The sequence below is a fragment of the Agrobacterium genomosp. 2 str. CFBP 5494 genome (assembly GCF_900013495.1).
Classification (GTDB): Bacteria; Pseudomonadota; Alphaproteobacteria; order Rhizobiales; family Rhizobiaceae; genus Agrobacterium; species Agrobacterium pusense.
Window position 1 is genome coordinate 2,522,092 of record NZ_LT009718.1, and the last position, 25,993, is coordinate 2,548,084.

The window sequence follows — 25,993 nt, forward strand, 5'->3', positions numbered from 1 at the left end:
GAATCGCCGGAACATCATAAGCTAACAATCAATAAGACACGAGCAAGGCCGAGCCATCCTTGCCGAACTTCGGCTTCACACCCAGCACCGCCGCCGTGCGGCTGATGATATCGTGCACCATGGGCGCTGCGGACGTGCCGGCGAGTGCCGCGCCATTGCCCTTGTCGGTCTTCGGTTCATCGATGAAGGACAGCACCACATATTGCGGATCATCCATCGGGAAAGCCGACAGGAAGGCGTTGAAGTTCTTGTCGTGCACATAACGGCCGTTGACGACCTTATCGGCCGTGCCAGTCTTGCCGCCGACGTTGAACCCATCGACGCGCGCATTTCGGCCTGAACCGTTGACGCCGTTCCATTCGAAGAGGAAGCGCATATCCTTGCTGGCGCCGGGTTTCAGCACCTGCTTTGCCACCTGATCCGCCTGTTCACGGGTGCGCGGCAGGAAGGTCGGCTCGATGAGTTTGCCGCCATTGACGAGTGCCGCACCGGCAACCGCCGTCTGCAGCGGTGTGGTTGAAACGCCGTGGCCGAAGGAGATGGTGATGGAGTTGATCTTCTTCCACTCACGCGGCTGCGAAGGCAGCGCCACTTCAGGCAGTTCGGTCTGCATGCGGGTGAGAAGACCAAGCCGCGTCAGGAATTCCTTGTGCCCTTCGGTGCCAACGGTATCGGCAATCTTGGCCGTACCGATATTGGACGAAAACTGGAAGATTTCCGGCACCGAGAGCATGCGGCCCTTGCCGTGGAAGTCTTTGATGGTGAAGCCGCCGATGCGGATCGGGTAACGCGCGTCGAACATATCACCGAGGCGGACACGGCCGGAATCAAGACCCATGGCAATGGTGAAGGATTTGAAGGTGGAGCCCATTTCGAACGTGCCGTTCGACATGCGGTTGAGCCAGCCTTCCTTCGCGCCTTCGGCCGGGTTGTTCGGATCGTAATCCGGCACCGAGGCCATGGCCAGCACTTCGCCGGTATGCACATCCAGAACCACGGCACCGGCGCCGATCGCCTGGAACTTGGTGATGGCCGAAGTCACGACTTCGCGCACGATGGACTGCACGCGCAGGTCGATGGAAAGCTTCACAGGCTCGAGCGGCTGATCGCTCGTCATGCCGAGCGCCGTGAGATCGGCAAGACCCTGGCTGTCGACGTAACGCTCCATGCCGGCAACACCGCGGTTGTCGATATTAACGTGACCGACGACATGCGCTGCGGTTGGCCCGCCGGGATAGAAGCGGCGCTTTTCCGGACGGAAGCCGATGCCGGGAATGCCGAGCGCGAGAATCTGGCTCTGCTGCTTCGGCGTCAACTGGCGGCGCAGCCACTGGAACCGCGAATTGGAGGAGAGCTTCTGATAGGTCGTGCGCTGGTCGAGATCCGGCAGGACGGTGCGCAGCTTTTCGATGGCCTCGTCAATATCGACGATACGATGGGGCTCGGCAAACAGCGAGACGGTGCGGATATCGGTGGCCAGCACCTCGCCGTTACGGTCGAGAAGATCAGGGCGCGACGCCATCAGCCTGTCGGCCGGCGCGATGCTCGACACCGTCTCCTGCTCTGCCATGCCATATTGCACCAGACGGCCGCCGACGACGGCGTAAAAGGCGACGAAACCGAAAATGAGAAGGCCGACGCGGCTTTTCGCCTGCGCCGCGCGCTTCTTGCGCGCGCCTTCAAACGCCGCATGATCGGTGTGGATGCCGGTCGTGCTGGCGGAAAAGTGAGCCTTGCTCTTCAAAACCATGGCGCGGGAGAGAAAAGACATCAGCGGTTCACCGATCCTGTTATCGTGTCGTCCATGTCGGTTTCATCACCGGCGGTGGCGGAGGCAACGGGCACGGGTGCCGGTGCCGGGCGAGAAACACGGGCACGCGGCGTAGGCACCGGCACGCCGTTGACGGCAATCTGGCCTGCCGGCGGTGATTTTGGCTTGGAAGCGCCACCCAGCGTCGCGCCGGGTTTGGAGCCATTGACGGCAGCGGCGATGACATCCTCGACGCTCATGCCTTCCGGCTCGGGCGGCTGCGGCAATTGCGAACGCAGCATCGGCAGCTCGCGCGGCTGCGCCAGTTGCGTCGGCAGTGTCGGCGAAAGACCGAGTTCCGTTTGATAGGCATTGACGAGACGGTGCAGACGGTTCGGCTGCGTCAGCAGCGCCCAGTCAGCGCGCAGGAGATCGATCGTATCTTTCTCAAGCTTGATTTCCGCCTCCAGCTTGCGGACCTCCTCAAGCTTGAGATCGGCCTTGTGCTTGATCGAATAGGTCACGACCGCCGCAGCGACCATGACCCCCATCAAGATGACATCGAAAGTGCGCAGCATATCAGCCTCCCATCTTTTCAAGGCTGGCGAGATCGGGAAGCTCGAATATCGAGAAATCCGCAGCGCGCGCCGGTGCCGTGGTGCGCAGGCCAGCGCGGAGCTTGGCCGAACGGGCCCGCGGATTAAGCTCCGCCTCCTCGTCGCTGGCAGCAATCATCGGCTTCCCGATATTCTCGAAAATGGCGGGCTTGTCCTCCACCATCGGCAGATGCCGGGAACCGGCTGCCTTGCCCGAACGGTCGGAGAAGAATTTCTTGACGATACGGTCTTCCAGCGAATGGAAGGTGACGACGACCAGCCGACCTCCGGGCTTCAGAACCTGCTCGGCGGCAAACAATGCCTGCGCCAGCTCACCCAGCTCATCATTGACGAAAACACGCAGCGCCTGGAAGACCCGCGTTGCCGGATGAATCTTGTCCTTGGCTTTCCGTGGCGTGACGATCTCGATCAGGCCCGCCAGATCGCGCGTGGTGCGGAAAGGCTCTTCCGCTCTCCTCTTCTCGATAGCGCGGGCAATGCGACCCGGCTGCTTTTCTTCGCCGAGAAAACCGAAGATGCGGATGAGATCACCAACCTTGGCGCGGTTGACGACATCGGCCGCCGAAACGCCGGAAGCGGACATGCGCATGTCGAGGGGGCCGTTCTTCTGGAAGGAAAAACCGCGCTCGGCCTCGTCGATCTGCATGGAGGATACGCCGATATCGAGAACGACGCCATCAAGGCCGCCCTCGGGCGCATGTTTCGCGAGATCGGAAAATTGCGATTGGATGAGCGAAAGCCGGCCGCCATTGGCTGCGACCATTGCCTGACCGCCGGAGATCGCCGTTGGATCGCGGTCTAGTGCGATGACATTTGCGCCGTGATCGAGAATGGCCTGGGTATAGCCGCCGGCGCCGAAAGTGCCATCCAGAATAATTTTGCTGGGGGCGGGTTCAAGCGCGCTGATGACTTCACGAAGCAGCACGGGGATATGGCGCTGAGGTCCGCCATCGGCATCAGAAGATCGTCCGCCAGAATTTGCCGCCATTGACTGTCCCCGTCCTAGGCGGGGCGAGCAGCCGAAAAACCGCGCCCCGCTCTTGCTTCCGCCTGCGCCGCCAAAAACGCATCCGGTTGCCAAAGCTGAAAATGATCCGCTCGTCCGACGAAGGTGACCTCGGTAGAGATGCCGGTGAATTCCCGCACAAAATCCGTCACCATCAATCGACCTTCCTGGTCGAGCTTCATGAAAACACCGCCGCCGTGAACCAGCAGCGACATTGCGTTCGCTTCCGGCGAGAAGGCATCCATCGACGCTATCTGCCGCTCGTAGCGCTCCAGCAGATCCGGACCGCCCACACTGATTGCCGGAAACGCAAAATCCTGGAGACAATAAAGCTCCTGAATGCCGCGCTTCGCCAGCACCGAACGAAACGGAGACGGAACCGAAACGCGCCCCTTGGCGTCGATCCTGTTCGTCACGTTCGATAAAAAGCGGTCCATTACTCAACTCGCCAAAACCGCATGCCGCAAAGCGATTCATCCGCCCTGCAGCCGACACCGGTACGCACGACACATCGCCAAGCGCCAGGGCGACATGCCCTGCAGCAGCCCCTTGCAGGCTCCTCACTCGTTTCAGCGATTGCGGGTCAAAAACACGACCCAATGTGGTGTGCATTTGGGATACCATGGGACACTATGGGCGTCAATGGGATGAAGCCGGCAGGATACCGCCTTCGCATCGGAAATTCATAAGCCGTTAAGTTTAACGAATGGTTTACTTTGCGCGCAGCAACCCGCCTTCACGACGCAAAAATGCATCATGGAAAAATCTATTTTCTTTTATAAAACAACAGGATGTCTTCATCCTGCCAAAATTTCCGCCCTCGAAGCCGAAGAAGAAATTCGCCAGTTGGCCTGTAAGCCGGGTTCTGTATGGCCCCGGTTTGACCCGGAACGTGGCAGCCATTCATCTGGGACGGCATTTGCATGCCGCCTCGCGCAACCCACCCGGATGACGGGCCCGGAAACCGGCTGTGAACGGGCTTTCGCCCGCCCCGTGTCATCCCTATTCGGTCTTGCTCCCGGTGGGGTTTACCTTGCCGCCGCTGTTACCAGAAGCGCGGTGGGCTCTTACCCCACCCTTTCACCCTTACCATGCGATGCATGGCGGTTTGCTCTCTGTGGCACTTTCCCTGGGGTCGCCCCCGCCGGACGTTATCCGGCACCGTATTTCCGTGGAGCCCGGACTTTCCTCACCTTACCGTCTTTCGACATTGGTAAAGCGCGGCTGCCCGGCCAACTGGCATGGGCTGCATAACCATGTTCCGCAGCGAAAGCCACCGAAAAGCGACGGCCAAGATTAAAGAAATGCGGGTTTGAAATCCGTCGAGAAAGCACCGTCGGCGATTTCTCCGTCTCGTAGCAGCAACGCGCCAAGCCGTCCGATCTCATCGGAGCTCTTGGCCGCCGTGCCGTTTCCGCCGGTCAAGACCGCAATGCGCGGCGAGGCTGTGAAACCAATGGCCGGATAACCGCTGCCGGTTTTGGAGACCACACAGGCGGCCATCGAGACACGCGAGAGATCGATGGCAGGCACCAGCGTTCCGACGATGTCAGCGAGATGATCCCGCACGCTTTCACGTCCGCCGGAATGGAACCATTCCCGGATTTCCGGATCACTGCCGAGCCGCTTGTCATCGGGATCGCCGCCAATCTTCAGGTAGAATTTGCCATCGGGATAGCGGACCGGCGGCAGAAGATAGATATGTTTTGTCGTGTCGCGCGGCTCGTAGATCAGCGACGGCATGCCGGCATATTGATCCAGATCACCCCCATCTATCTCAAAGAAAGCAACGGTGCGTGCATAGACATCCAGCGCTACCGGCTGGGGCAACAGATCTTTGGTAATCGAGAAGCCGCCAGCCGCCACCAACACCCGGTCTGCGGTGTAAACCGCACCTGATGCCGTATGAACCGATGCCCGGCCACTTTCTTCCCGGGTGGAAACAACGATATCGTCGATCAGCGTAACACCCGCCTTTTCCGCCATTATGGCCTGTGCTTTCACCAGCGCGCGGGGATTGACGTAACCGGCATTATCCCTCTCGAAGACGCCTTCGCAGCTCTGTTCGAAGGAGAAATAGGGAAAGCGGCTTTTCAGGCTCTGGTCATCCAGGAGTTCCGTGGAAACCCCGAGCCGAGCCGCCGCCTTCAGAACATCATCGACAAAGGGATTGGCGCCGCCCCGCTCAGGTCCAACCATCAGGCAGCCGACCGGCGCGTAAAACTCGACACCGCTGCGTGTGGCAATATCGCCATAACGTGCAATGGAACGGTTAGCGAGCAACGCCCAGTCGGCATCGCCATCGATGGTGCGGGTAATCCGCGCCTCGTCATAATGGCTGGCGAAGACGCCTTGATGCGATTTTATATCTGCAGGCTCACCGGGACCGATCAGCGCGACGCCATCCACTGTTTCGGCCAGATGGCGGGCGGCGGCGGCGCCCATCATGCCGCGGCCCACGACGATATATTTGAAATGTCCCGACATGCCGCCCCTCTTTACCCGCTCACTTCCGTCGAAACCTTTTAGCCGCTTCGCCCGAAAATGTCAGACGAAAACCGGGGCCATTTCGGCGGCGAACTCATCCTCTGCCAGCTGACCGTTCAAAAGCAGCACGGCTCCCAGCCGTCCGATTTCGTCCGAAGATTTGGCGGAAACGAAATTGCCGCCGGTCAGAACCGCGATGTTGGAAGATTGCGTATAGCCGATGTAGGGATAGCCGCTGCGGGTGATGGAGGCGACACAGGAGCCGGAGGTCACGGGGCAGCCGGCAAGCTCCGGCATCAGTGATAGCGCCCGCTTCTTCAAAAACTCCACCTCCTCAGGCGTGCCGTCCGAATGGAACCAGCCAACCGCGTCAGCCAGCGTTTCCAGCCTGCCCTTCTCGCTCTCGCCGCCGATCTTCAGATAGACCTTGCCGTCGGGATAACGCACCGGCGGCAGGATGTAGACGATGTCGTCCTCGATCTCCGCGAGGACGATGGTGGATGGCATCGCTCCAAACAGGGCCTGCCTTGCCTCGTCCAGCTCGAAAAACACGATGGTTCGGCCCGTTGCCGCCATATCGACCGGCGATGGAAGAAGTTCTGCCATGTTGGTAAAACCGCCGGCGGCTACGATGACCTTTTCGGCGGTGTGGATGGCCCCTTCGCGGGTCGAAACCTCGACGCCACGGGAGGTATCGCGAATATGCGCCGCCGTCTCGCGCAGCAACCGTGCGCCCTGCGCTTCCGCAATGACGCACTGCGCTTTCACCAGGGCGCGTGGATTGACGTGACCGGCATTCCGCGCCTCGAAATAACCGCCGTGATCGGCTGGCAGGGAGAACATCGAAAACCGGTCGGCAAGCACATCATGGCCCAGCGTCTCTATGCCAAGGCCTAGACGGTCGGCCGAGGAAAGGGCGCGCGAGACATAATCACCGGCAAGACCCTTGCCGTTGCCGGTGAACAGGCAGCCCGCTTCGGTGAAAAAGCGGATGCCGCTCTTAGCCTCGATCTCGGCATAACGGTGGATGGAACGTTGCGCTAGTTCCGCCCAGACGGGATCACCGTCAAACCCGCGAGTGATGCGCGCCTCGTCGTAATGGCTTGAGAACACGCCCTTATGGGTCTTGGGATCGGCGGGTTCACCCGGGCCGATCAGCGCCACGTCATCCGTTTGCACTGAGAGATGCCGCGCCGCAGCCGCTCCCATCATCCCGGCCCCGACGACGATATATTTGAAATCCGGCATGTCATGCTCCGTATCAGCTTTGCTTCTGACTACAGCATGCCGGGTGGAAGCGGAATCGCTTTTCGCAATTTCTCAGACGATGGAGGCCTCAGCCGGCCAGCAGCGCCTGCACCTTGCCGCAATAACGCTTGGAGACCGGGTTCATGCGGGTAGCGCCATGGCCGGCATTGTACCGCAGGATCGTGCTGCAAACCTGACCGCCGCCCAGCTGATGCGCCGTCGCCAGATATTGCATGCCCCAGCGAATGTTGGTCTCGGGGTCGTACAGCGCCTTGGTCGTGCCGCGATAACCCATCATCCGCGCCGTTGCCGGCTTGATCTGCATCAGCCCGACTTCGCCGGCGCTGCCACGAGCCTTGGGGTTGAACTTGCTTTCAACCGAAACCACGGCATGCGCCAGATTGGTGGGAACGCCGTAACGCTTGGCATATTTGACGATCAGATCGGAATAATCGTTCCTGAGCGAAGAAGGCAGGCTCTTTTCTGGCATGGGATAACCGGGCTTGCGGAAGAAATTCTCCAGCGTCACGGTCTTGGTCTTCACGTCTTCATCTTTGGCAAAAGCAATCCCCGCCTGCGAAGCGAGTACAGCAATACCCACTACGACAGCAACAACAACCCTGTTCATATGTAGAAAAAGTCTCCAGATCGGAGGACCGGAACAATGAATCGGCACAATTAGTCAACGCCCGGAAAGTCGATCGCGACTCTCCGCTGTCCGGTCTCCTTGATTGATATTGACGGCAGGTTCCCCTGAAGAACGTCACCGCATACAGTGCTGTTCTTAAACTTCCTCAATGCGGATTAACTGTGGCAACCCCAAAAAAGCGACTTGCGGAGCGCGGCAAACCGGGATTCGTTTTCCAGAAACTGCGTTCAGGCGACCGAAAATTTCGGCAGGTTGGCAATCAGCCGGTGCAGGGTGTCAATGGTGGAAAAATCCGCAATGCCATCCACCAGTGCGGGCCGGAAATGCCTCTGGAACGCCGCCACGGCGCCCTCGGTTTTTTCACAATAATTGCCCGTTATTTCAACGCCGTAACCATAGATGGACAGCATCGACTGCAGCGCTTCGACGGGCTGGCCATGGTCGCCGCGCTGGAAAAAACGCCCGCCGCGGATTGGCGCGGGTTCAACCCAATGGCCGACACCGTGCTGCGACAGGATGTCCCACGGGAATTTTTCGCCCGGATCGACCTTGCGGATCGGCGCCACGTCCGAGTGGGCAAGCACCCTTTCAGGGGCGATATGCCACCGCTGGCCGCAATCGCGACATAATTCGATGACGGCTTCCACCTGCTCCATGGGGAATTCCGGCAGCCCGCCGGGATGACCCTGATTGGCGATTTCGATGCCGATGGAGCGGGAGTTGATATCCTCGTCCCCGGCCCAGGAGCTTTTTCCCGCGTGCCATGCACGTCGGGTTTCCGGCACAAGCTGGACGATGCGCCCGTCTTCAAAAACAAAGTAATGGCTCGATACCTGGCTTTCGGGATTGCAGAGCCACGACAGAGCGCCATCGGCTGTCGTCATGCCGGTATAATGAAGAAGAATGATATCGGGACCGGGCACGCCGATCCTCTCGCCGTGATTAGGCGAAGGCGCAACAGTTGCGCCCCCGAAATCCGGGGTAAAATCCGGCAGGCATTCACTCATGCGACGCGGCGTTCTTTCTCGATGGCCGCATAGGCGGCGTTGAGAGCCGCCATACGCTCATTCGCAGCCGCATGCAATTCCATGGGAACGCCACGGGCGATGAGCTTGTCGGGATGATGCTCCGCCACCAGCGAACGGTAACGCTTGCGGATATCCAGGAAGTCGTCGGACGGCGAAACACCGAGCACGCGGTAGGGATCGCGCCCATCCATATGCACATGCCGCGCCATGATCGTTTCGAAATGATCTTCGGTGATATGGAAGATTTCCGCGATACGGCCGAGGAAGGCGAGCTCACGCTCGTGGATCAGGCCATCCGCCTTGGCGATATGAAACAGGCCGTCGATGACGCTTTCCAGCATCTCGCAATTATCGTGACCGGAACCGCAAAGACCGGCAAGCCGCTCCGCATAGGCTTCGTAACCCGCAACGTCCTGACGCGCGAGGTTATAAAGACGGGCAACGTTTTTGGCTTCTTCTTCCGGAAAATCGAAAATCTGCCTGAAGGCCCGCACCTCGGCATCGTTGACGATGCCGTCGGCCTTCGCCATCTTGGCGGAAAGCGCGATGATGGCCACGGAAAAAGAGACCTTGCGGCGCGTTTCCGGATCACCTTCGAACAGGGTGCGGATGGCTTCCACCACGCGACCAAGCGCGTTGCCTGCCGCGTCGCCGATTGCGCCGAGCAGCCGTTCCCACAGGGATGAAATTTGCAAACAGGCGAAATCGAACATCATGACCGCAAGCATGACGGGATATTGCCGCGAATGCAATATCCACAGCGAGTAAGCGGCATTAACTTTTATTCATCTTTGCGACAGTTTTGCTTCAGGAACAAGATAGCGGGGTGAACGGAACTCCGAGTTTTCCACAGGGCACTGGGCCCGTGTCCGCAATGGGCCTATTGAAACGATTATATTCGCCCGGTCAGGTCAAGCCGCTGAAAAAGCGCGAGAAATCGGCGTTTTTCTTGATAAATTCACTTTACACCTACACGCGGCTGTCGCATCCATTTGCCAGACATGTCCAGACATGTGTTTGAGTATACGCAAAAGGAGAGCCATGATGGCCAAACAGAAAGTCGCAATGCTGACCGCGGGTGGCCTTGCGCCCTGTCTCTCTTCGGCCGTGGGCGGCCTGATCGAACGATACAGCGATATAGCGCCTGAGATCGATATCATCGCTTACCGCTCCGGTTATCAGGGCGTGCTTCTGGGTGATCGAATCGAAATCAGCAAAGACATGCGGGAAAAGGCGCATCTGCTGCATCGTTACGGCGGCTCGCCGATCGGCAACAGCCGCGTCAAGCTTACCAACGCCGCCGATTGCGCCAAGCGCGGCCTCGTCAAGGAAGGCGATAATCCGCTTCGTGTCGCTGCCGAGCGGCTGGCGGCCGACGGCGTCACCATTCTTCATACCATCGGCGGTGACGACACCAATACGACCGCAGCGGACCTCGCCGCCTATCTCGGCGCCAACGGCTACGACCTCACCGTCGTCGGTCTGCCGAAGACGGTGGACAATGACGTGGTTCCGATCAAGCAGTCGCTTGGCGCCTGGACGGCCGCCGAAGTCGGCGCGTCCTTCTTCGACAATGTCAGCAACGAGCAGAGCGCAGCCCCCAAAACCTTCGTTATCCACGAAGTCATGGGCCGCCATTGCGGCTGGCTGACGGCGGCTACCGCCCGTGCCTATATCCAGAAGACCAACGGCAACGAATATGTCGAAGGCCTGATGATGAACACGCAGATGAAGAACATCGACGGCATCTACCTGCCGGAAATGGCCTTCGACATCGAAGCGGAAGCCGAGCGCCTGAAGGAAATCATGGACAGACACGGCTACGTCACGCTGTTCGTCTCCGAAGGTGCCGGCCTCGATTCCATCGTCGCTGAACGCGAGGCTTCCGGCGAAGCGGTAAAGCGCGATGCCTTCGGCCATGTGAAGATCGACACGATCAATGTCGGCGGCTGGTTCCAGAAGCAGTTTGCCAGCCTCATCGGCGCGGAACGCTCCATGGTGCAGAAATCGGGCTATTTCGCCCGCTCTGCCCCCGCCAATGGCGACGATCTGCGCCTCATCCAGGGCATGGTCGATCTCGCCGTGGAAAGCGCACTCAACAAGGTCTCCGGTGTCACCGGCCACGACGAAGACCAGAATGGCAAATTGCGGACCATCGAATTTCCGCGTATCAAGGGCGGAAAGCATTTCGACCTCTCTGCCAAATGGTTTACCGAAGTGATGGAACATGTCGGTCAGCCGTTCACAGCGGCCTGATTTTACGGTAGGCTAAAATAAGACGGCGACAGGGAGGGCAAGGAGGAAGAGAATGTCTGGACAGGCCTGGCTGATTTTTTGCGCAGCATGTGCCGTGGTGTTCGCACTCCCCTCTCCCCTTGTATTTTCTGTCGCCTCTTATGCCGCCATCCGCGGCAAAAAGACGCTTTTGGCTTCCGTCAGCGGCGGCGCTCTCGGTATCGTAACTGCCATGACGATTTCAGCCATTCCTGTGGCCGGCTTTGCCTATATGCCGCAGTCGTTCTTGGAAATCGTGCAATGGGCCGGGCTCGGTTGGCTGATGCTGTTTTTCCTGTGGACTTTCGCCACTCCCGCCGCCCAGGCGGCCAATGCCGATAATGACAATCTGGCTGGCAAGTCCGGGAGCGGAACGTTCCGCGATTGTTACGCAACCGCTGCCCTGAGACCGCGCTATTTCACCTTCTTCCTGGCGCTGTTGCCGCAATTCATCTCCACCACCGGCAATGCGGTAGAGACGTTTGCCGTGGCGCAGGCCGCAGTCCTGCTTCTGGCTCTGGCCATTCTCATCGTGCAGGGGCTGTTTCCCGAATCGACTCTGGCACTGGTGCGGCGCATGTCTGGCGACAAGAAAATCCGCCAGAAGTACCGCACGCACTTCATTTCCGGCCGCGCGGTCAGCGCCGGATACAGGCGCATCGCGGCCTGAAACACTGCAAGTCGCCTCCCGGCTTGCCGCTTTCCTTACAATAGGTTAATGAAGCTCGACGGGACACTGCCTGCTTCGCTCGACGCGGGGGTATCGAAAGACAGGCATAACGAAGGCGGCAACATGCGAAATTCGGGCAAATTCCGCGGAAGAAGGACACTTCTTCTGTCTTCCACCGTGGGTCTGGCACTGGCATTGAGCGCATGCACCAGCGTAGAATATACCGCGAAGGATGGGCCAAACGGCCCTAAAATCGCAACGGTCAACCCCGCGACCACTCCTGCGTCGACATCCGCGCAGCCGGCAGCGACCGAGGCCGCAGCAGCAACCCCGACAGCTGCATCGGTTCAGACCGCCGAAACCGCAGCCTCTTCTCAGGCAGCAGCACTTCCCACAGCCGTCGCCGTCAAGGGCGGACGCGTGGCGCTGCCGCCGGCTTCCGAAATAGCTGCCGCCGCTGCGATCACTGCCCAGATGCAGCCGCAGCAGACCGAGGTCGCCCAAGCCGCCGTGGCGGCATCTGCACCCACCGCGGCCGCAGCACTCGCACCGGCAAGCGCCGCTCCCGCGGCGGCAGCCATCGAAACGGCGGCTGCGACGGCCAAACCTGCCTCCCATAATGCCGCGGCCGATCTGCCGCAGGTGGTTGCCGTCAAGGGCAGCTTCCCGCCGGCACCGCCGCCACCCGGCTCACCCTCCATCGGCACCGAACTGACGGCCGAACGCAAAGTCATTCCGCTGCCCAAGCCGGACAGCACCGTTCTCGCCTATGCCGCCGGGCCGACCAACGCCGCCCTTGCCGCCATCCGGCAGAATGAAGCGATGACTGCGCCGCTTAATACGCCACCTGCCGGACGCGAAAAATTGAGCGGGCTGATTTCCAAATACGCCAGCATGTATGATGTACCGGAAGACCTGGTTCATCGCGTGGTGCAGCGCGAAAGCCGGTATAATCCCGGCGCATATAACAGCGGTAACTTCGGCCTGATGCAGATCAGGCACGCTACGGCACGCTCCATGGGCTTCGATGGCCCCGCCTCGGGCCTGTTCGACGCCGAAACCAATCTCAAATACGCCGTAAAATATTTACGCGGCGCATGGGTGGTAGCGGGTAACGACCGCGACAACGCCGTCAGGCTTTACGCGCGCGGTTATTATTACGATGCAAAACGCAAGGGCATGCTGCACGTTCTGCGCAAGTGATCGCCTCTGGCGTCGCTCTGAGCGCGGTGCAGCCTTTTGTCCTTGAGCGTCGGGCATTTTCCTTTCGCCATCCCTGGTTTTGTTCCAAGGATTTGAAAACCTCGCAAATATCAGGACGTGCAGATCCTCGGGACAAGCCCGAGGCGACGTATCCGTAGCGGCGCCAGTTGCCTCCCCATCCGTCGCTGGGGCGGTTCTTTGTGTCCCGCAGTGCCGGCCGTCTGGTTTTCCAGCGTCTCCATCATTCCCCACCTTCGCCCACAGCCCCTGTCATCAAACTGTAGCGTCACGGCTGTAGACGCCTCTCAATCGACTGAGAGGTGAACAAATGACGAGTGCGGCACCCAAGACCGGCTTCAGCAAGAACACGAAACTGAAGTCCGCATTGCTCCAGCACAAGGCTCTCTCGAAAAGCGGCCTCTCCGAACGGTTCTTCGGCGTTCTTTTCTCCGGCCTCGTCTATCCGCAAATCTGGGAAGATCCCGAGATCGACATGGAGGCGATGGAGCTTGGCGAAGGTCACCGTATCGTCACCATCGGTTCCGGCGGCTGCAACATGCTGGCCTATCTCTCGCGCAACCCGGCCAGCATCGACGTGGTTGACCTCAATCCGCATCACATTGCGCTGAACAAGCTGAAGCTCGCCGCCTTCCGCCATCTGCCCGCCCATCAGGACGTGGTGCGTCACTTCGGCCGCGCCAATATGCGCAGCAATAGCCACGGTTACGATCGCTTCATCGCCGAACATCTTGATGCCACGACCAAGGCTTACTGGTCGAAGCGCATGCTTTCCAGCCGTCGTCGCATTTCGGTGTTTGACAGGAACATCTATCACACCGGCCTGCTCGGACGCTTCATCGGCGCAGGCCATCTCATGGCCAGGCTGCACGGTGTGAAGCTCACCGAAATGGCCAGGGCCCGGACGCTCGAAGAACAGCGCCAGTTTTTCGACAGCAAGGTCGCGCCGCTCTTCGACAAGAAGGTGGTCCGCTGGTTGACGAAACGCAAAAGCTCCCTCTTCGGTCTCGGCATACCACCCCGCCAATATGACGAACTGGCAAGCCTTTCCGATGACGGCACGGTTGCCTCGGTTCTGAAGCAGCGGCTGGAAAAACTCGCCTGCAACTTTCCGCTGAGCGACAATTATTTTGCCTGGCAGGCCTTTGCACGCCGTTATCCGGAGCCGCATGAAGGCTCTTTGCCCGCCTATCTCAAGTCGGAATATTACGAGACAATCCGCAACAATACGGCGCGCGTCGCCGTGCATCACGCCACCTACACCGAGCTTCTCTCCAAAAAGCCGGCAAGCGCCGTCGACCGCTATATCCTCCTGGACGCGCAGGACTGGATGACGGATGTGCAGCTCAACGAATTGTGGTCGCAGATCAGCCGCACCGCCGCATCGGGCGCCCGCGTCATCTTCCGCACCGCAGCCGAAAAGAGCGTGATCGAAGGCCGGCTTTCCCCCGACATCCGCAATCAGTGGGTCTATCTGGAAGAGCGCTCCAGCGAGCTCAACGCCTTGGACCGCTCGGCCATTTATGGCGGTTTCCATATTTACCAGAGGGCTATGGCATGAAAACCGTCGGTGAGAATGTAAGTCTTGCAGATAGTGCACATGCGAGCCTGATGGACCGCATGTATCGCCACCAGCGGCATATCTACGATATCACCCGCAAATATTACCTTCTTGGCCGCGACCGGACCATTTCCGGCCTGAACGTACCAAAGGGCGGCACGCTCCTGGAAGTCGGCTGCGGCACCGGTCGCAACCTGCTGCTGGCCGGCCGCAGGTTTCCTGACGCCAAACTATTCGGCCTCGACATCTCCGCCGAAATGCTGCTGACCGCAGCCGAGAATTTCGCCGGCAGGGCGGAACGCCCGATTTTGCGCGTGGCCGACGCCACCGCTTTCCGCCCCTCCGAGTTCGGTCAGCCCGACGGGTTCGACCGGGTCATGATTCCGTATGCGCTGTCGATGATACCGGACTGGGAAAAGGCAGTGGAACAGGCGCTCAAGGCGCTGAAACCCGGTGGCGCGCTGCATATTGTCGATTTCGGCCAGCAGGAACAGCTGCCGAAGTGGTTCCGCACGCTCCTGCACGGCTGGCTCACGCGCTTCCATGTCACGCCCCGCGCCAATCTTCGCTATGTTCTGGCCAATATGGCAGGCCGTTTTGATGGCAACCTCGAATTTGAGGAAATCGCCCGTGGTTACGCCTGGCGGGCTGTCATTACCCTTCCGGTCACTGAAGCGCAGCAACCGAAAATCCACCGCATCCTGGCCGAGGCCTGATTCCAGAGGGCAGAACGGACCCCGCGCAGCGCCGAGGGGCGTCACCGTCAAGGCTCCTGCAGCGCCTTATTCGGCGATGAATGCGCAAATCGCTTCAAATCCAGCGACTGTCGGGTGCAAAAAGCACGTTGCCACTTGCCATATCAGTTTGTTTACCATGTTATGCGTAAATCGGGAGATACGGCGCGCCGTTTTGGCGGCCGTATAGGGGCAATATTTTCATCAGGGTTCCAATGCGGCTGCGTTTATCGGCACTATTGTCGGCTTTGCTATTGATCGGCGGCTGCACCTCCACGAGTTACGATCTGCTCGAAACCGCGTCCGTATCCAAGCCAAAATTTTCCGATACCGACCCGCAGGATTTTGGCGTCAACAACCCGCACCGCCATGAGGTGCACGGCATCGACGTGTCCAAATGGAATGGCGATGTCGACTGGCAGACCGTGCGCAAGTCGGGCGTGTCATTCGTCTTCATCAAGGCAACGGAGGGGTCGGATCGAATCGATCCGAAATTCGGCGACCATTGGCGCAGCGCGGCAGCCGCGAATATTCTGCATGCGCCTTACCACTTCTATTATTTCTGCTCGACGGCAGACGCGCAGGCCGACTGGTTTATTCGCAACGTGCCGAAGGACGCCGTTACGTTGCCACCGGTTCTCGACGTGGAGTGGAACCCTGCCTCCCCCACCTGCAAGACGCGCCCGGCCCCCGGCATCGTACGCGCCGAAATGCAGCGCTTCCTTGACCGCATCGAGGCCCACTACGGCAAACGTCCGATTATCTATACCTCGGTTGATTTCCACCGCGACAATCTCGTCGGCCAGTTCAAGGACTATCATTTCTGGGTGCGGTCCGTCGCCGCGCATCCGACCAAGATCTATGAAGACCGGCAATGGGCCTTCTGGCAATATACCGCAACAGGCGTCGTACCCGGCGTAAATGGCCCGACCGACATCAATGTCTTTGCCGGAAGCGAGAAAAACTGGCGGAAATGGATCGCTTCGGCCAAATAGGACGGCCAAGAAGCAACACTTTCCAAAATTCGGCGTTGTTCAACCACGTCAGATCGCCCGATCCGTTTTTTTGTCGCAAACATATGGGTAAAGCGGGCTAACAACCTATCGAGGAAATTCCCATGCCCACGTTCCGGTCGCGCAGCATCATCTTTGCCGCCGCTCTGTCTCTTTTGTCTTCCAGCGCAGCCCTCGCCACGCCACCGGTTGCATCGCCTGACGATCCCAAGCAGGTCGCCTGCGGTGGTGATCTCGGTACGTTTCTTGAAGGCGTCAAGGCCGATGCGCTTGCCAAGGGCATTCCCGCAGATGCGATCCAGAAGGCATTGGCGGGCGCACAGATCGACCAGAAGGTGCTATCGCGTGACCGCGCGCAGGGCGTTTTCCGCCAGACCTTCCTCGAATTCTCGCAGCGCACCGTCAGCCAGGCCCGCCTTGATATCGGCCGCAGGAAGCTGCAGGAGCTCTCCTCCACCTTCGCCCGCGCCGAAAACGAGTTCGGCGTGCCCGCTGGCGTCATTGCCGCCTTCTGGGCCATGGAGACCGATTTTGGCGCCGTTCAGGGCGATTTCAACACCCGCAACGCGCTGGTAACCCTGTCGCATGATTGCCGCCGCCCGGAGCTCTTCCGCCCGCAGCTGCTCGCGCTGATCGAAATGGTTCAGCATGGCGATCTCGATCCTGCCACCAATACGGGCGCATGGGCCGGCGAAATCGGCCAGGTACAGATGCTGCCGAAGGATATCATCGCCTTCGGCGTCGATGGTGATGGTGACGGCCACATCAACGTCAAGAGCAGTGCGCCCGATGCCATTCTGACGGCTGCAAAATTCATCCAGCACCTCGGCTTCAAAAAGGGCGAACCCTGGATTCAGGAAGTTTCCCTGCCCGAGAACCTGCCCTGGGAAAAATCCGGCCTTGGCGGCCCGCTGACCGCCGGCGAATGGTTTGCGCTTGGCGTCACCCCGCGCGATGGCAACAAGAACTTCGCCTCCCTTCCCGCCGCACTCATCATGCCGCAGGGCCGCAAGGGTCCGACTTTCCTCACCTATCCGAACTTCAACATCTATCTGGAATGGAACCAGTCGTTCATCTACACGACCTCGGCTGCCTATTTCGCTACCCGCCTGATGGGCGGCCCGGTCTATGACAAGGGCAACCCAGATCCCGGCTTTGATGACGCCACCATGAAGCAGCTTCAGACCAAGCTCGAAGCACGCGGCCACAATGTCGGCAAGGTGGATGGCATTCTCGGTTCTGGCACCCGCGTCGCCATCCAGAAGGAACAGCAGCGCCTCGGCATGCCTGCGGACGGCTGGCCTACGGCAGCTCTTCTGCAGGCGCTTTAACCTGTCTTAACGCTGCTCTCCGGCCCTTAATCTGTCGGCCAGAATCAAGGCGGAAATCGTTAATCTCGACCGGATGACTGGGGATAAAACCCCGGTCATTTACTTTTTTTAAACATATGAAGCACTGCGTGATAAGAAAATAACCATTCATTTTCAGATAATTACGGAAATTCCTTTTTTGAGGCCCTGAAAGACGTGCTGCACCGCATCACAAAAACCGCTTTTCAACTGCCACAAAACGGTCATATTATCGAAGCTGTCAACAAGAGGAGGCACCCATGGGACTTACAAAATCTCTCAATGCCTTGGCAGTCGGTTTGGCGTTTTTGTTCGTAGCGATGATGCTTTTCATCTGACGAGACGTGAAGACCAAACGCAGTGAAGAACCGTAGATGACACGAATTTAAAAAGCGCAGCCCCCGAGGGACCTGCGCTTTTTTCTGTCCGAAAATAGCCTGGCTGAAATCACGCGGCGCTGCGGCGCAGACGCTCCAGACCCAGATTTTCAAGCACGGCATCAACCAGCGGCGCGCGGTTCATGGTATAGAGGTGGAACTCATTGACGCCGCGCCGCTGGAGATCGGCGATCTGCTCGGCCGCAACCTCTGCAGCCACGCGGGCGCGGCCCTCCAGATCCTCGTCATAGCCTTCAAAACGCTCATCCAGAAACGCAGGAATGCTTGTGCCGCAACGTCCGGCGAAACGCTTGAGCTGGGTGAGATTCTGGATCGGCATGATGCCCGGAACCACCGGAATGGTGATTCCCGCCGCCGTAACCCGTTCCATGTAACGTTCGAACACGTCATTATCGAAGAAGAACTGCGTCAGCGCCCGGGTAGCGCCATTATCCGCCTTGCGCTTCAGCATGTCGATATCAACAGCTTCACTTGCGCTTTCCGGATGCTTTTCAGGATAGGCGGAGACGGAAATCTCAAAGTCGCCCAGCTCCTTGAGGCCCTTTACCAGCGCCGCGGCGTTCTCGTAACCCTGCGGATGCGGCTGGTAAGCCGTGCCGATACCAGTGGAGGGATCACCGCGCAGCGCCACGAAATGACGAACGCCCGCATTACGAAACTCGTCGACGACCTGGTGCACCTCATCGCGGCTCGCGTCCACGCAGGTCAGATGTGCGGCCGTCGCCAGGTGGCTGTCACCGATCATCCGGCGCACCGCGTCCAGCGTCGGCGCCTTGGTGGAACCACCGGCACCGTAGGTGACGGAGACGAAATCCGGGTTCCACTTCTTGAGCTCGGCAACCGTTTCCCAGAGCTGGGTTTCCATCTCGGCGTTCTTGGGCGGGAAAAATTCGAAAGACAACCGGATGTCGCCATCACGGCGTGCGGTTTCCGACCTCAACATATCATGCCCTCCCGGAGCGAAGTAAAACCGCCTCTTGCGCCACATCGTCTGCCATCAGCAGCCGCTGGTCGCGGGCAACCCAGATCGTGACGTCCAGAGCTTCGTCGGACGCCTTTTCAGAATGCAGATCGACGGCACGCTCCAGAGAAAGCCCGGCCTTCTTCATCCACTCTTCCATCAGCGGGTGCGAGAAGCCTAGCCGCACATGCGCGTGTTCGTCGCGCAGATATTCAAAGGAATGCGGCGCAAGATCGATGACGATCAACCGACCGCCCGGACGCAGCATACGCGCGGCTTCCGAAAGGGCGATCTCCGGCTGGTCGAGAAAATGCAGCACCTGATGGATGACGATCAGATCGAAATCCTGTCCCTCAAGCGGCAGATTGAGAATATCGCCATGGCGCACAGAGGCGTTCACCACGCCCGCCTTGTCCAGATTGGCGCGTGCTACCGAAAGCATGTCGCGGCTCGCATCCACGCCGATGGCACGGCGATAAATGCCGCTCAAAAGCTGCAGGATACGGCCGGTGCCCGTGCCGAGATCGAGCAGCGAATCGACGGCCGTGGTGCCCACCAGCTTCAGCAGCGCGCCTTCCACGGCTTCGTCGCTGACATGCAGGCGACGCAGTTCGTCCCAGGCGGACGCATTACGGCTGAAATAATCCTGCGCCCGCTCCGCCCTCACCCGCTTGACGGCGGCCAGTCGCTCACTGTCACGCTGAAGAACCGCGTCGGAAGGCGAGGCCGCTGCAAGCAACTGCCGAACGACACCCGCAGGCTCGCCATCCTGCCGCAAGCGAAAATAGGCCCACGCACCTTCCTGATAACGCTCGATCAGCCCCTCTTCCGTCAAAAGCTTGAGGTGACGGGAGATACGCGGCTGCGACTGGCCAAGGATTTCGGTAAGGTCGGTCACCGTCAGATCGCCGGCCGAAAGAAGCGCCAGCAACCGGAAGCGCGTCGGCTCACCCGCCGCCTTCAGGAGATCCACCAATTTGTCCAGACCGAACGCCACTCTGCCGCGCCTCGCAAGCTAATCAAGATATAAAGATATCTTTATGTCGATGCGGCGCGAGATGCAAGCGCAAAGTGCCGCGCGAGACGATCATCTCCACTTATTACACGGAAAAAGGCCCGCTTTGCGGCGGGCCTTTTTGAAGTGATGACGAACGGATCAGCGTGTCAGACGCTTGTAGCTCACGCGGCCGGGCTTGATGCTTTCCGGGCCGAGGCGACGGACCTTGTCCTTTTCGTAGTCTTCAAAGTTGCCTTCGAACCATTCCACGTGGCTGTCACCCTCGAAAGCGAGAATGTGGGTCGCGAGGCGGTCCAGGAACATGCGGTCGTGGCTGATGATAACGGCGCAACCGGCGAAGGCTTCCAGCGCTTCTTCGAGCGCCGCCAGCGTTTCCGTATCAAGGTCGTTGGTCGGTTCGTCGAGCAGCAGTACGTTGCCGCCCGCCTTCAGCATCTTGGCGAGGTGCACGCGATTGCGCTGACCACCCGAGAGGTTGCCGACCTTCTGCTGCTGATCGCCGCCCTTGAAGTTGAAGGCGCCGCAATAGGCGCGCGAGTTCACTTCGAACTTGCCGAGCTTGATGATGTCGTTACCGCCGGAAATTTCTTCCCACACGGTCTTGTCACCCGCCAGCGCGTCGCGACTCTGGTCGACGTAACCGAGCTGGACGGTATCACCGACCGTGATCGAACCGCTATCCGGCTGCTCCTGACCCGTGATCATTTTGAACAACGTCGTCTTACCGGCGCCGTTCGGGCCGATGACGCCCACAATACCGCCCGGGGGCAGCTTGAAGGACAGGTTCTCAATCAGCACGCGGTCGCCATAGGATTTGGTGAGGTTCTCAGCCTCGATGACGACGCGGCCCAGACGCTCGGCGACCGGAATGACGATCTGCGCATCGCCGGGACGGCGGTTTTCCGCTGCTTCCACCAGCTCGTCATAGGCCTTGATACGCGCCTTGGACTTCGTCTGGCGGGCCTTGGGGCTGGAGGCGATCCATTCCTGTTCGCGGCTGATGGCCTTCTGACGCGAAGCATCTTCGCGGGCTTCCTGCTGCATGCGCTTGGCTTTCGCCTGCAGATAAGCGGAGTAATTGCCCTCGTAAGGAATGCCGCGACCACGATCGAGCTCGAGAATCCAGCCCGTCACGTTGTCGAGGAAGTAGCGGTCGTGGGTAATCATCATCACGGCGCCCGGATAGTCGCGCAGGTGCTTTTCGAGCCAGGCGATGGTTTCAGCGTCCAGATGGTTGGTCGGTTCGTCGAGCAGCAGCAGGTCCGGCTGCGACAGCAGCAAACGGCACAGTGCCACGCGGCGGCGCTCACCACCCGAAAGGCCGGTCACCGGCGAATCGCCGGGCGGGCAGCGCAGGGCGTCCATGGCCATTTCGACCTGATTTTCGAGGTCCCACAGGTTCTGGCTGTCGATGATGTCCTGAAGCTTCGCGCCCTCTTCCGCCGTTTCGTCGGAATAGTTCATCATCAGCTCGTTGTAGCGGTCAACGATCGCCGTCTTGCTCGCCACGCCTTCCATGACGTTTTGCATCACGGTCTTGTTTTCATCGAGCTTCGGCTCCTGCTCGAGATAACCGAGCGTCGCACCTTCGGCGAGCCAGGCTTCACCGGTATATTCCTTGTCAAGGCCGGCCATGATCTTGAGAACGGTCGACTTACCCGCGCCGTTCGGGCCGAGGATACCGATCTTGGCGTCAGGGTAGAAGGAGAGATGCACATTCTCCAGAACCTTCTTCGCGCCATAGGACTTGTTCAGCCCAGCCATGTGATAGATGAATTGACGTGCCATTGTAGCGAATGCTCCACATCGGATTTTTAAGAGTACGTATCGGGAAATTTGCCGCTATGTAGGGTAAATAGGACCTTGGGGCAACCTCTGGCACGATTATGACCCCATGATTATGACAGGCTGCGCGATGAGACGACGGGTGCGACGATGAATGAGACGACCGATAACTTCGCATTCAGCCGGATTGAGAAGCTGGAAGCCCCTTCTGGCGCATCCATCGCCTTCCGTCATCAACCTTCCGCCCTTGCTCCCGCCCGCGGCGTGCTGATGATCTGCCACGGCCTCGTTGAACATGCCGGCCGCTACCGCCGTTTTGCCGACGTCATGTCGCAGCAGGGTTTCGAGGTCTATGCCCACGACCATCGCGGCCACGGTCGCACGAAAGCGGCGGATGCGCCTCTCGGCCGCTTTGCCTGGAAGGATGGCGCGGTCAAGGTCGTGGCCGACGTCATGGCGATGCGCCGGCTGGCCGGCGAGCGGCATCCCGGCCTGCCGGTGATCCTGTTCGGCCACTCCATGGGGGGCCTCGTGGCGCTCAATACCGCTGTCAGTTACCCCGACGCTTTCGATGGTCTGTCGATCTGGAATTCCAATCTCAATCCCGGTCTTATGGGCCGTTTCGCGCAGATTGTGTTGCGGCTGGAAAAAATGCTGAAAGGCTCGGATGTGCCGAGCGCCATCCTGCCGAAAGCCACTTTCCGCGCCTGGAACGCGAAAATGCCGGAAAAGCGCACCCATGCGGACTGGCTGAGCCACGACAAGGCGGCGGTTGACGCCTATGTGGAAGACCCGCTCTGCCAGTTCGAGGCGAGCGTTTCCCTCTGGCAGGATGTCTTTGCACTCTCCTATCGCGGCCCGAAACTTATCGAGCGTCTGCCGAAGGCTCTGCCGCTTTTGCTGGTGAGCGGTGATGAGGACGCCGCCACCAATGACGGCAGGGAGATCGTGTGGCTTGCCGAACGTTTCCGGGAGGCGGGCTTCAGCCATGTCGAGCACACGATTTACAAGGGCATGCGGCACGAAACCCTGAACGAAATCGGCTGGCAGCCCGTCGTAGCGGATTTTGCCGCCTGGTGCGGCCGCGTCGTGGATGACAGTAAAACGCCCTCCCCGTCATTCCGGCCTTGAGCCGGAATGACGGAATTAGGGGACTCTCAAAATACCGAATGTCGAAGCTGCCGTATCAGCCCCAGTTTAGTGCCGTTCCAAAACGGAATAAGTCCATGAGATAAAATCACATGCGACGCGGCAAGCAGCGGTCTATAAACCGGCAGACACCAAGTACCGGGGGATAGATGACCGACAAGCCGAATAGGAAACCGCCGCTATCGGGCATCCGCGTCATCGAATTGGCGCGTGTTCTCGCCGGTCCCTGGGCGGGGCAGATGCTGGCCGATATGGGCGCAGACGTTATCAAGGTCGAAAACCCCGAAGGCGGCGATGATACACGCGCATGGGGACCGCCCTTCGTTGAGAGCGATGACGGAGAAAACCTCTCCGCCGCCTATTACCACGCCACCAATCGCGGCAAACGCTCCATCGTCGCCGATCTCAAAACACCCGAGGGCTGCGAACTGGTGCGCCGGCTGGTGCGCACCGCCGATGTCGTCATCGAGAATTTCAAGCGCGGCGGACTTGCAAAATATGGCCTCGATTACGAAAGCCTCAGGGCGCTCAATCCGAAGCTGATCTATTGCTCCATCACCGGCTTCGGCCAGACCGGGCCCTATGCCGATCTCGCCGGATACGATTATATCGTGCAGGGCATGTCCGGCTTCATGTCGATTACGGGCGAAGCCGACGGACAGCCGATGAAGGCAGGCGTGGCGGTTGCCGATATCTTCACCGGCATCTATTCCGTATCGGCCATTCAGGCGGCCCTGATCCACGCCATTCGATCTGGCGAAGGCCAGCATATCGACATGGCGCTTCTCGATGTGCAATCGGCCGTTCTCGCCAACCAGAACATGAATTACCTGATCTCCGGCAGGCCTCCCGTCCGGCTCGGCAACGCCCACCCAAATATCTCCCCCTATGAGGTGGTGCCAACGGCCGACGGCTTCCTGATCCTCGCGGTCGGCAATGACGGTCAGTTCCGCCGCCTCTGCAATATCCTCGGCATCGGCGCGATCGCCGATGACGAGCGATACGCGACAAACAAGGCCCGCGTGGCGCATAAGGTCGAGGTGCGGCAGATCGTTTCCACGGAGACGCTGAAATGGCAGAAGCGCGATCTTCTGACCGCCTGCGAGAAGAACGCCGTCCCCGCCGGACCGATCAATTCCATCGAGGAAATGTTCGCGGATCCGCAGGTGAAGGCACGCGGCCTCCGTATCGATCTGGAGGCGGAAGACGGCACTGTCATCCCCGGTGTCCGCACACCCATTATCATGTCTCAGACGCCGCTGCGTTATGAACACCCGAGCCCTAAGCTCGGCGAACATCAGGCGCAGGTGCTGGCCGAACTGGAAAACATCGAAAGGACCACGACGCCATGACTGCAGCCGGAATGAAAAGAACAGGCGGGCAATTGATCGTCGAAGCGCTGAAGGCCAATGGTGTCTCCCGCGTTTCCTGCGTTCCAGGCGAAAGCTATCTGGCCGTTCTGGATGCGCTTTATGAAAGCGGCATCGAAACCGTGGTCTGCCGTCAGGAAGGCGGCGCAGCCATGATGGCCGATACCTGGGGGCGGCTGACGGGCGAGCCTGGCATCTGCATGGTGACCCGTGGCCCCGGTGCCACAAATGCCTCGGCCGGCCTGCACATTGCAAGGCAGGATTCCATTCCGATGATCCTGTTCATCGGTCAGGTGCAGCGGGATGCCCGCGAGCGCGAGGCCTTTCAGGAAGTGGAATATCGCCGCGCCTTTACCGAATTCGCAAAATGGGTGGGCGAGATCGATGATGCCCGCCGCATCCCTGAATTCGTTACCCGCGCTTTTGCCGTCGCCACTTCCGGCCGCCCCGGCCCCGTGGTGCTGACGCTGCCCGAAGACATGCTGGTGGAAGAGGTCGAAGCTCCCGAGGCAAAGCCCTATACGCCCGTCGAGGCACATCCAGGCCTGTCGCAAATGGCCGCCTTCGCCAAAATGCTGGGCGAGGCAAAACGCCCGGTCTTCATCGCCGGCGGCACCCGCTGGTCCGAGGAAAGCGTGACGGGCTTCAAGGCTTTTGCGGAAAAGCACAAACTTCCCGTGGGCTGTTCATTCCGCCGCCAGATGCTGTTTGATCATCTGAGCCCCTCATACGCAGGCGATGTCGGCATCGGCATCAACCCGGCACTGGCCAGGGAAATCAAGGAAGCCGACCTCGTGGTGCTGCTCGGTGGCCGCCTCTCCGAAATGCCCTCCTCCGGTTATACGCTGCTCGATATTCCCTACCCGTCGCAGAAGCTCATCCATATCTATCCGGAGGCGGAAGAGCTCGGCCGCGTCTATCGGCCGGACCTCGCTATCTGCGCCTCCCCGAACGATTTCGTTGCCGCCCTTGCCTCCATCGATCTTGCCGGCAATGCCGCCTGGGCCGATCGCACGGCCTCAATGCATGAGGCCTATCTCAAATGGTCAACGCCGCCGCAGGCAGGCCCCGGCGCCGTGCAGATGGGTCCGATCATGGACTGGATCGAGGCGCACGTTGCTGAAGACGCCATCTTCACCAATGGCGCCGGCAATTACGCCACCTGGCTGCACCGCTTCCACCGCTTCCGCCGCTTCAACACGCAATCGGCCCCGACATCAGGCTCCATGGGTTACGGCCTGCCGGCGGCGGTGGCCGCCAAGCACCTGTTCCCGGAGCGCGAGGTGATCTGCTTTGCCGGTGACGGTTGCTTCATGATGCACGGGCAGGAATTCATCACCGCCGTGCGTTACGGGCTGCCAATCATCACCGTGCTGGTCAATAACGGCACCTATGGCACGATCCGCATGCATCAGGAGCGGGAATATCCCGGTCGTGTCAGCGGCACCGATCTCGTCAATCCGGATTTCAACGCCTTTGCCAAAGCCTATGGCGGACACGGCGAAACGGTGGAAAGAACGCAAGACTTCGCCGCCGCCTTCGAACGGGCACGGGCAAGCGGCAAACCGGCGATCATCGAGGTGAAGCTGGATGCGGAAGCGATCACGCCGACGCGTACCCTGACGCAGATCAGAACCCGAAGCTGATATCGCGCATGGACATGGCTTCGGCATGGTGTAAATCCTGACTGTGACTCACAGCTTAG

The 25,993-nt window shown here is 59.8% G+C and carries 22 protein-coding genes and 1 other RNA gene; 10 read left to right on the forward strand and 13 right to left on the reverse strand.

Features of this window, described 5'->3' with window-relative positions; genetic code table 11:
- Positions 1-28: 28 nt before the first annotated feature.
- The 10 genes from AGR2A_RS12710 to AGR2A_RS12755 all read right to left on the reverse strand — a co-directional run bounded on the left by AGR2A_RS12710 (position 29) and on the right by AGR2A_RS12755 (position 9,501).
- Entirely contained in the window at positions 29-1,771 is a 1,743-nt protein-coding gene (locus tag AGR2A_RS12710; protein ID WP_004442804.1) for a peptidoglycan D,D-transpeptidase FtsI family protein, read from the reverse strand.
- Positions 1,771-2,328 (reverse strand): cell division protein FtsL, encoded by a 558-nt coding sequence (gene ftsL, locus AGR2A_RS12715; protein ID WP_004442805.1) that lies wholly within the window; start codon positions 2,326-2,328, stop codon positions 1,771-1,773. The genes AGR2A_RS12710 and ftsL overlap by 1 nt, the downstream gene beginning before the upstream one ends.
- A 1-nt stretch (position 2,329) precedes the next feature.
- Positions 2,330-3,355: a 16S rRNA (cytosine(1402)-N(4))-methyltransferase RsmH gene (gene rsmH, locus AGR2A_RS12720; protein WP_072494642.1), complete on the reverse strand. Its 1,026-nt coding sequence runs from the start codon at positions 3,353-3,355 to the stop codon at positions 2,330-2,332.
- A gap of 14 nt (positions 3,356-3,369) precedes the next feature.
- A complete protein-coding gene (gene mraZ / locus AGR2A_RS12725; RefSeq protein ID WP_004430734.1) occupies positions 3,370-3,810 on the reverse strand; it encodes a division/cell wall cluster transcriptional repressor MraZ in 441 nt (146 codons plus the stop codon).
- Between the two features lie 401 nt (positions 3,811-4,211).
- Positions 4,212-4,613: RNase P RNA component class A (gene rnpB, locus AGR2A_RS12730), an RNA gene on the reverse strand.
- Between the two features lie 56 nt (positions 4,614-4,669).
- Entirely contained in the window at positions 4,670-5,860 is a 1,191-nt protein-coding gene (locus AGR2A_RS12735) for an NAD(P)/FAD-dependent oxidoreductase (RefSeq protein WP_072494643.1), read from the reverse strand.
- Positions 5,861-5,920: 60 nt separating this feature from the next.
- Entirely contained in the window at positions 5,921-7,108 is a 1,188-nt protein-coding gene (locus tag AGR2A_RS12740) for an FAD-dependent oxidoreductase (protein WP_037089873.1), read from the reverse strand.
- Positions 7,109-7,196: 88 nt separating this feature from the next.
- Positions 7,197-7,736, reverse strand: a complete 540-nt coding sequence (locus AGR2A_RS12745) for a lytic transglycosylase domain-containing protein (protein ID WP_004442810.1) — start codon at positions 7,734-7,736, stop codon at positions 7,197-7,199.
- Positions 7,737-7,984: 248 nt separating this feature from the next.
- Positions 7,985-8,764, reverse strand: coding sequence for an N-acetylmuramoyl-L-alanine amidase (locus AGR2A_RS12750; RefSeq protein ID WP_072494644.1), 780 nt, complete (start codon positions 8,762-8,764; stop codon positions 7,985-7,987).
- A complete protein-coding gene (locus tag AGR2A_RS12755) occupies positions 8,761-9,501 on the reverse strand; it encodes a J domain-containing protein (RefSeq protein WP_034498855.1) in 741 nt (246 codons plus the stop codon). The genes AGR2A_RS12750 and AGR2A_RS12755 overlap by 4 nt, the downstream gene beginning before the upstream one ends.
- 328 nt (positions 9,502-9,829) lie before the next feature.
- On the opposite strand from AGR2A_RS12755, the gene AGR2A_RS12760 reads away from it, so the two are divergent.
- From AGR2A_RS12760 to AGR2A_RS12790, 7 genes are all read left to right on the forward strand, one after another.
- On the forward strand, positions 9,830-11,041 hold the full coding sequence (locus tag AGR2A_RS12760) for a pyrophosphate--fructose-6-phosphate 1-phosphotransferase (protein ID WP_004442813.1): 1,212 nt from the start codon (positions 9,830-9,832) through the stop codon (positions 11,039-11,041).
- A 52-nt stretch (positions 11,042-11,093) separates the two neighbouring features.
- Positions 11,094-11,729, forward strand: coding sequence for a LysE family translocator (locus AGR2A_RS12765; RefSeq protein WP_035209663.1), 636 nt, complete (start codon positions 11,094-11,096; stop codon positions 11,727-11,729).
- Positions 11,730-11,852: 123 nt separating this feature from the next.
- Positions 11,853-12,932: a lytic transglycosylase domain-containing protein gene (locus AGR2A_RS12770; RefSeq protein ID WP_072494946.1), complete on the forward strand. Its 1,080-nt coding sequence runs from the start codon at positions 11,853-11,855 to the stop codon at positions 12,930-12,932.
- A 328-nt stretch (positions 12,933-13,260) separates the two neighbouring features.
- Positions 13,261-14,511 carry a DUF3419 family protein gene (locus AGR2A_RS12775; protein WP_072494645.1) on the forward strand — a complete coding sequence of 417 codons (1,251 nt, stop codon included), beginning with the start codon at positions 13,261-13,263 and terminating at the stop codon, positions 14,509-14,511.
- Positions 14,508-15,227, forward strand: a complete 720-nt coding sequence (locus AGR2A_RS12780) for a class I SAM-dependent methyltransferase (RefSeq protein ID WP_004442821.1) — start codon at positions 14,508-14,510, stop codon at positions 15,225-15,227. Before AGR2A_RS12775 ends, AGR2A_RS12780 begins: the two co-directional genes overlap by 4 nt.
- A 233-nt stretch (positions 15,228-15,460) precedes the next feature.
- A complete protein-coding gene (locus AGR2A_RS12785) occupies positions 15,461-16,240 on the forward strand; it encodes a glycoside hydrolase family 25 protein (RefSeq protein ID WP_004442823.1) in 780 nt (259 codons plus the stop codon).
- 122 nt (positions 16,241-16,362) lie between these two features.
- Entirely contained in the window at positions 16,363-17,589 is a 1,227-nt protein-coding gene (locus AGR2A_RS12790) for a lytic murein transglycosylase (RefSeq protein WP_045531946.1), read from the forward strand.
- 465 nt (positions 17,590-18,054) lie between these two features.
- Here AGR2A_RS12790 and metF read toward each other — a convergent pair whose 3' ends face one another.
- The 3 genes from metF to ettA all read right to left on the reverse strand — a co-directional run bounded on the left by metF (position 18,055) and on the right by ettA (position 21,772).
- Positions 18,055-18,948, reverse strand: a complete 894-nt coding sequence (metF, locus tag AGR2A_RS12795; RefSeq protein WP_006697742.1) for a methylenetetrahydrofolate reductase [NAD(P)H] — start codon at positions 18,946-18,948, stop codon at positions 18,055-18,057.
- Between the two features lies 1 nt (position 18,949).
- A complete protein-coding gene (locus tag AGR2A_RS12800; protein WP_072494646.1) occupies positions 18,950-19,963 on the reverse strand; it encodes an ArsR/SmtB family transcription factor in 1,014 nt (337 codons plus the stop codon).
- A 159-nt stretch (positions 19,964-20,122) separates the two neighbouring features.
- Complete coding sequence (gene ettA / locus AGR2A_RS12805) at positions 20,123-21,772, reverse strand: energy-dependent translational throttle protein EttA (RefSeq protein ID WP_022556616.1); 1,650 nt, start codon at positions 21,770-21,772, stop codon at positions 20,123-20,125.
- Positions 21,773-21,919: 147 nt separating this feature from the next.
- On the opposite strand from ettA, the gene AGR2A_RS12810 reads away from it, so the two are divergent.
- The 3 genes from AGR2A_RS12810 to AGR2A_RS12820 all read left to right on the forward strand — a co-directional run bounded on the left by AGR2A_RS12810 (position 21,920) and on the right by AGR2A_RS12820 (position 25,934).
- Positions 21,920-22,900 (forward strand): alpha/beta fold hydrolase, encoded by a 981-nt coding sequence (locus AGR2A_RS12810; RefSeq protein WP_072494647.1) that lies wholly within the window; start codon positions 21,920-21,922, stop codon positions 22,898-22,900.
- Positions 22,901-23,067: 167 nt separating this feature from the next.
- Positions 23,068-24,270 (forward strand): CaiB/BaiF CoA transferase family protein, encoded by a 1,203-nt coding sequence (locus AGR2A_RS12815; RefSeq protein WP_072494648.1) that lies wholly within the window; start codon positions 23,068-23,070, stop codon positions 24,268-24,270.
- A complete protein-coding gene (locus tag AGR2A_RS12820; RefSeq protein ID WP_072494649.1) occupies positions 24,267-25,934 on the forward strand; it encodes a thiamine pyrophosphate-binding protein in 1,668 nt (555 codons plus the stop codon). Before AGR2A_RS12815 ends, AGR2A_RS12820 begins: the two co-directional genes overlap by 4 nt.
- Positions 25,935-25,993: the final 59 nt, after the last annotated feature.

Bases quoted from the DNA above. Each gene is read 5' to 3' on its own strand.
- AGR2A_RS12820 (WP_072494649.1), top strand. From the start codon at position 24,267: ATGACTGCAGCCGGAATGAAAAGAACAGGCGGGCAATTGATCGTCGAA.
- rsmH (WP_072494642.1), bottom strand. From the start codon at position 3,355: ATGGCGGCAAATTCTGGCGGACGATCTTCTGATGCCGATGGCGGACCT.
- AGR2A_RS12750 (WP_072494644.1), bottom strand. From the start codon at position 8,764: ATGAGTGAATGCCTGCCGGATTTTACCCCGGATTTCGGGGGCGCAACT.
- AGR2A_RS12765 (WP_035209663.1), top strand. From the start codon at position 11,094: ATGTCTGGACAGGCCTGGCTGATTTTTTGCGCAGCATGTGCCGTGGTG.
- AGR2A_RS12740 (WP_037089873.1), bottom strand. From the start codon at position 7,108: ATGCCGGATTTCAAATATATCGTCGTCGGGGCCGGGATGATGGGAGCG.
- AGR2A_RS12755 (WP_034498855.1), bottom strand. From the start codon at position 9,501: ATGATGTTCGATTTCGCCTGTTTGCAAATTTCATCCCTGTGGGAACGG.
- AGR2A_RS12710 (WP_004442804.1), bottom strand. From the start codon at position 1,771: ATGTCTTTTCTCTCCCGCGCCATGGTTTTGAAGAGCAAGGCTCACTTT.
- AGR2A_RS12760 (WP_004442813.1), top strand. From the start codon at position 9,830: ATGGCCAAACAGAAAGTCGCAATGCTGACCGCGGGTGGCCTTGCGCCC.
- AGR2A_RS12810 (WP_072494647.1), top strand. From the start codon at position 21,920: ATGAATGAGACGACCGATAACTTCGCATTCAGCCGGATTGAGAAGCTG.
- metF (WP_006697742.1), bottom strand. From the start codon at position 18,948: ATGTTGAGGTCGGAAACCGCACGCCGTGATGGCGACATCCGGTTGTCT.
- mraZ (WP_004430734.1), bottom strand. From the start codon at position 3,810: ATGGACCGCTTTTTATCGAACGTGACGAACAGGATCGACGCCAAGGGG.
- AGR2A_RS12790 (WP_045531946.1), top strand. From the start codon at position 16,363: ATGCCCACGTTCCGGTCGCGCAGCATCATCTTTGCCGCCGCTCTGTCT.
- AGR2A_RS12815 (WP_072494648.1), top strand. From the start codon at position 23,068: ATGACCGACAAGCCGAATAGGAAACCGCCGCTATCGGGCATCCGCGTC.
- AGR2A_RS12775 (WP_072494645.1), top strand. From the start codon at position 13,261: ATGACGAGTGCGGCACCCAAGACCGGCTTCAGCAAGAACACGAAACTG.
- ettA (WP_022556616.1), bottom strand. From the start codon at position 21,772: ATGGCACGTCAATTCATCTATCACATGGCTGGGCTGAACAAGTCCTAT.
- AGR2A_RS12745 (WP_004442810.1), bottom strand. From the start codon at position 7,736: ATGAACAGGGTTGTTGTTGCTGTCGTAGTGGGTATTGCTGTACTCGCT.
- ftsL (WP_004442805.1), bottom strand. From the start codon at position 2,328: ATGCTGCGCACTTTCGATGTCATCTTGATGGGGGTCATGGTCGCTGCG.
- AGR2A_RS12770 (WP_072494946.1), top strand. From the start codon at position 11,853: ATGCGAAATTCGGGCAAATTCCGCGGAAGAAGGACACTTCTTCTGTCT.
- AGR2A_RS12785 (WP_004442823.1), top strand. From the start codon at position 15,461: ATGCGGCTGCGTTTATCGGCACTATTGTCGGCTTTGCTATTGATCGGC.
- AGR2A_RS12780 (WP_004442821.1), top strand. From the start codon at position 14,508: ATGAAAACCGTCGGTGAGAATGTAAGTCTTGCAGATAGTGCACATGCG.
- AGR2A_RS12735 (WP_072494643.1), bottom strand. From the start codon at position 5,860: ATGTCGGGACATTTCAAATATATCGTCGTGGGCCGCGGCATGATGGGC.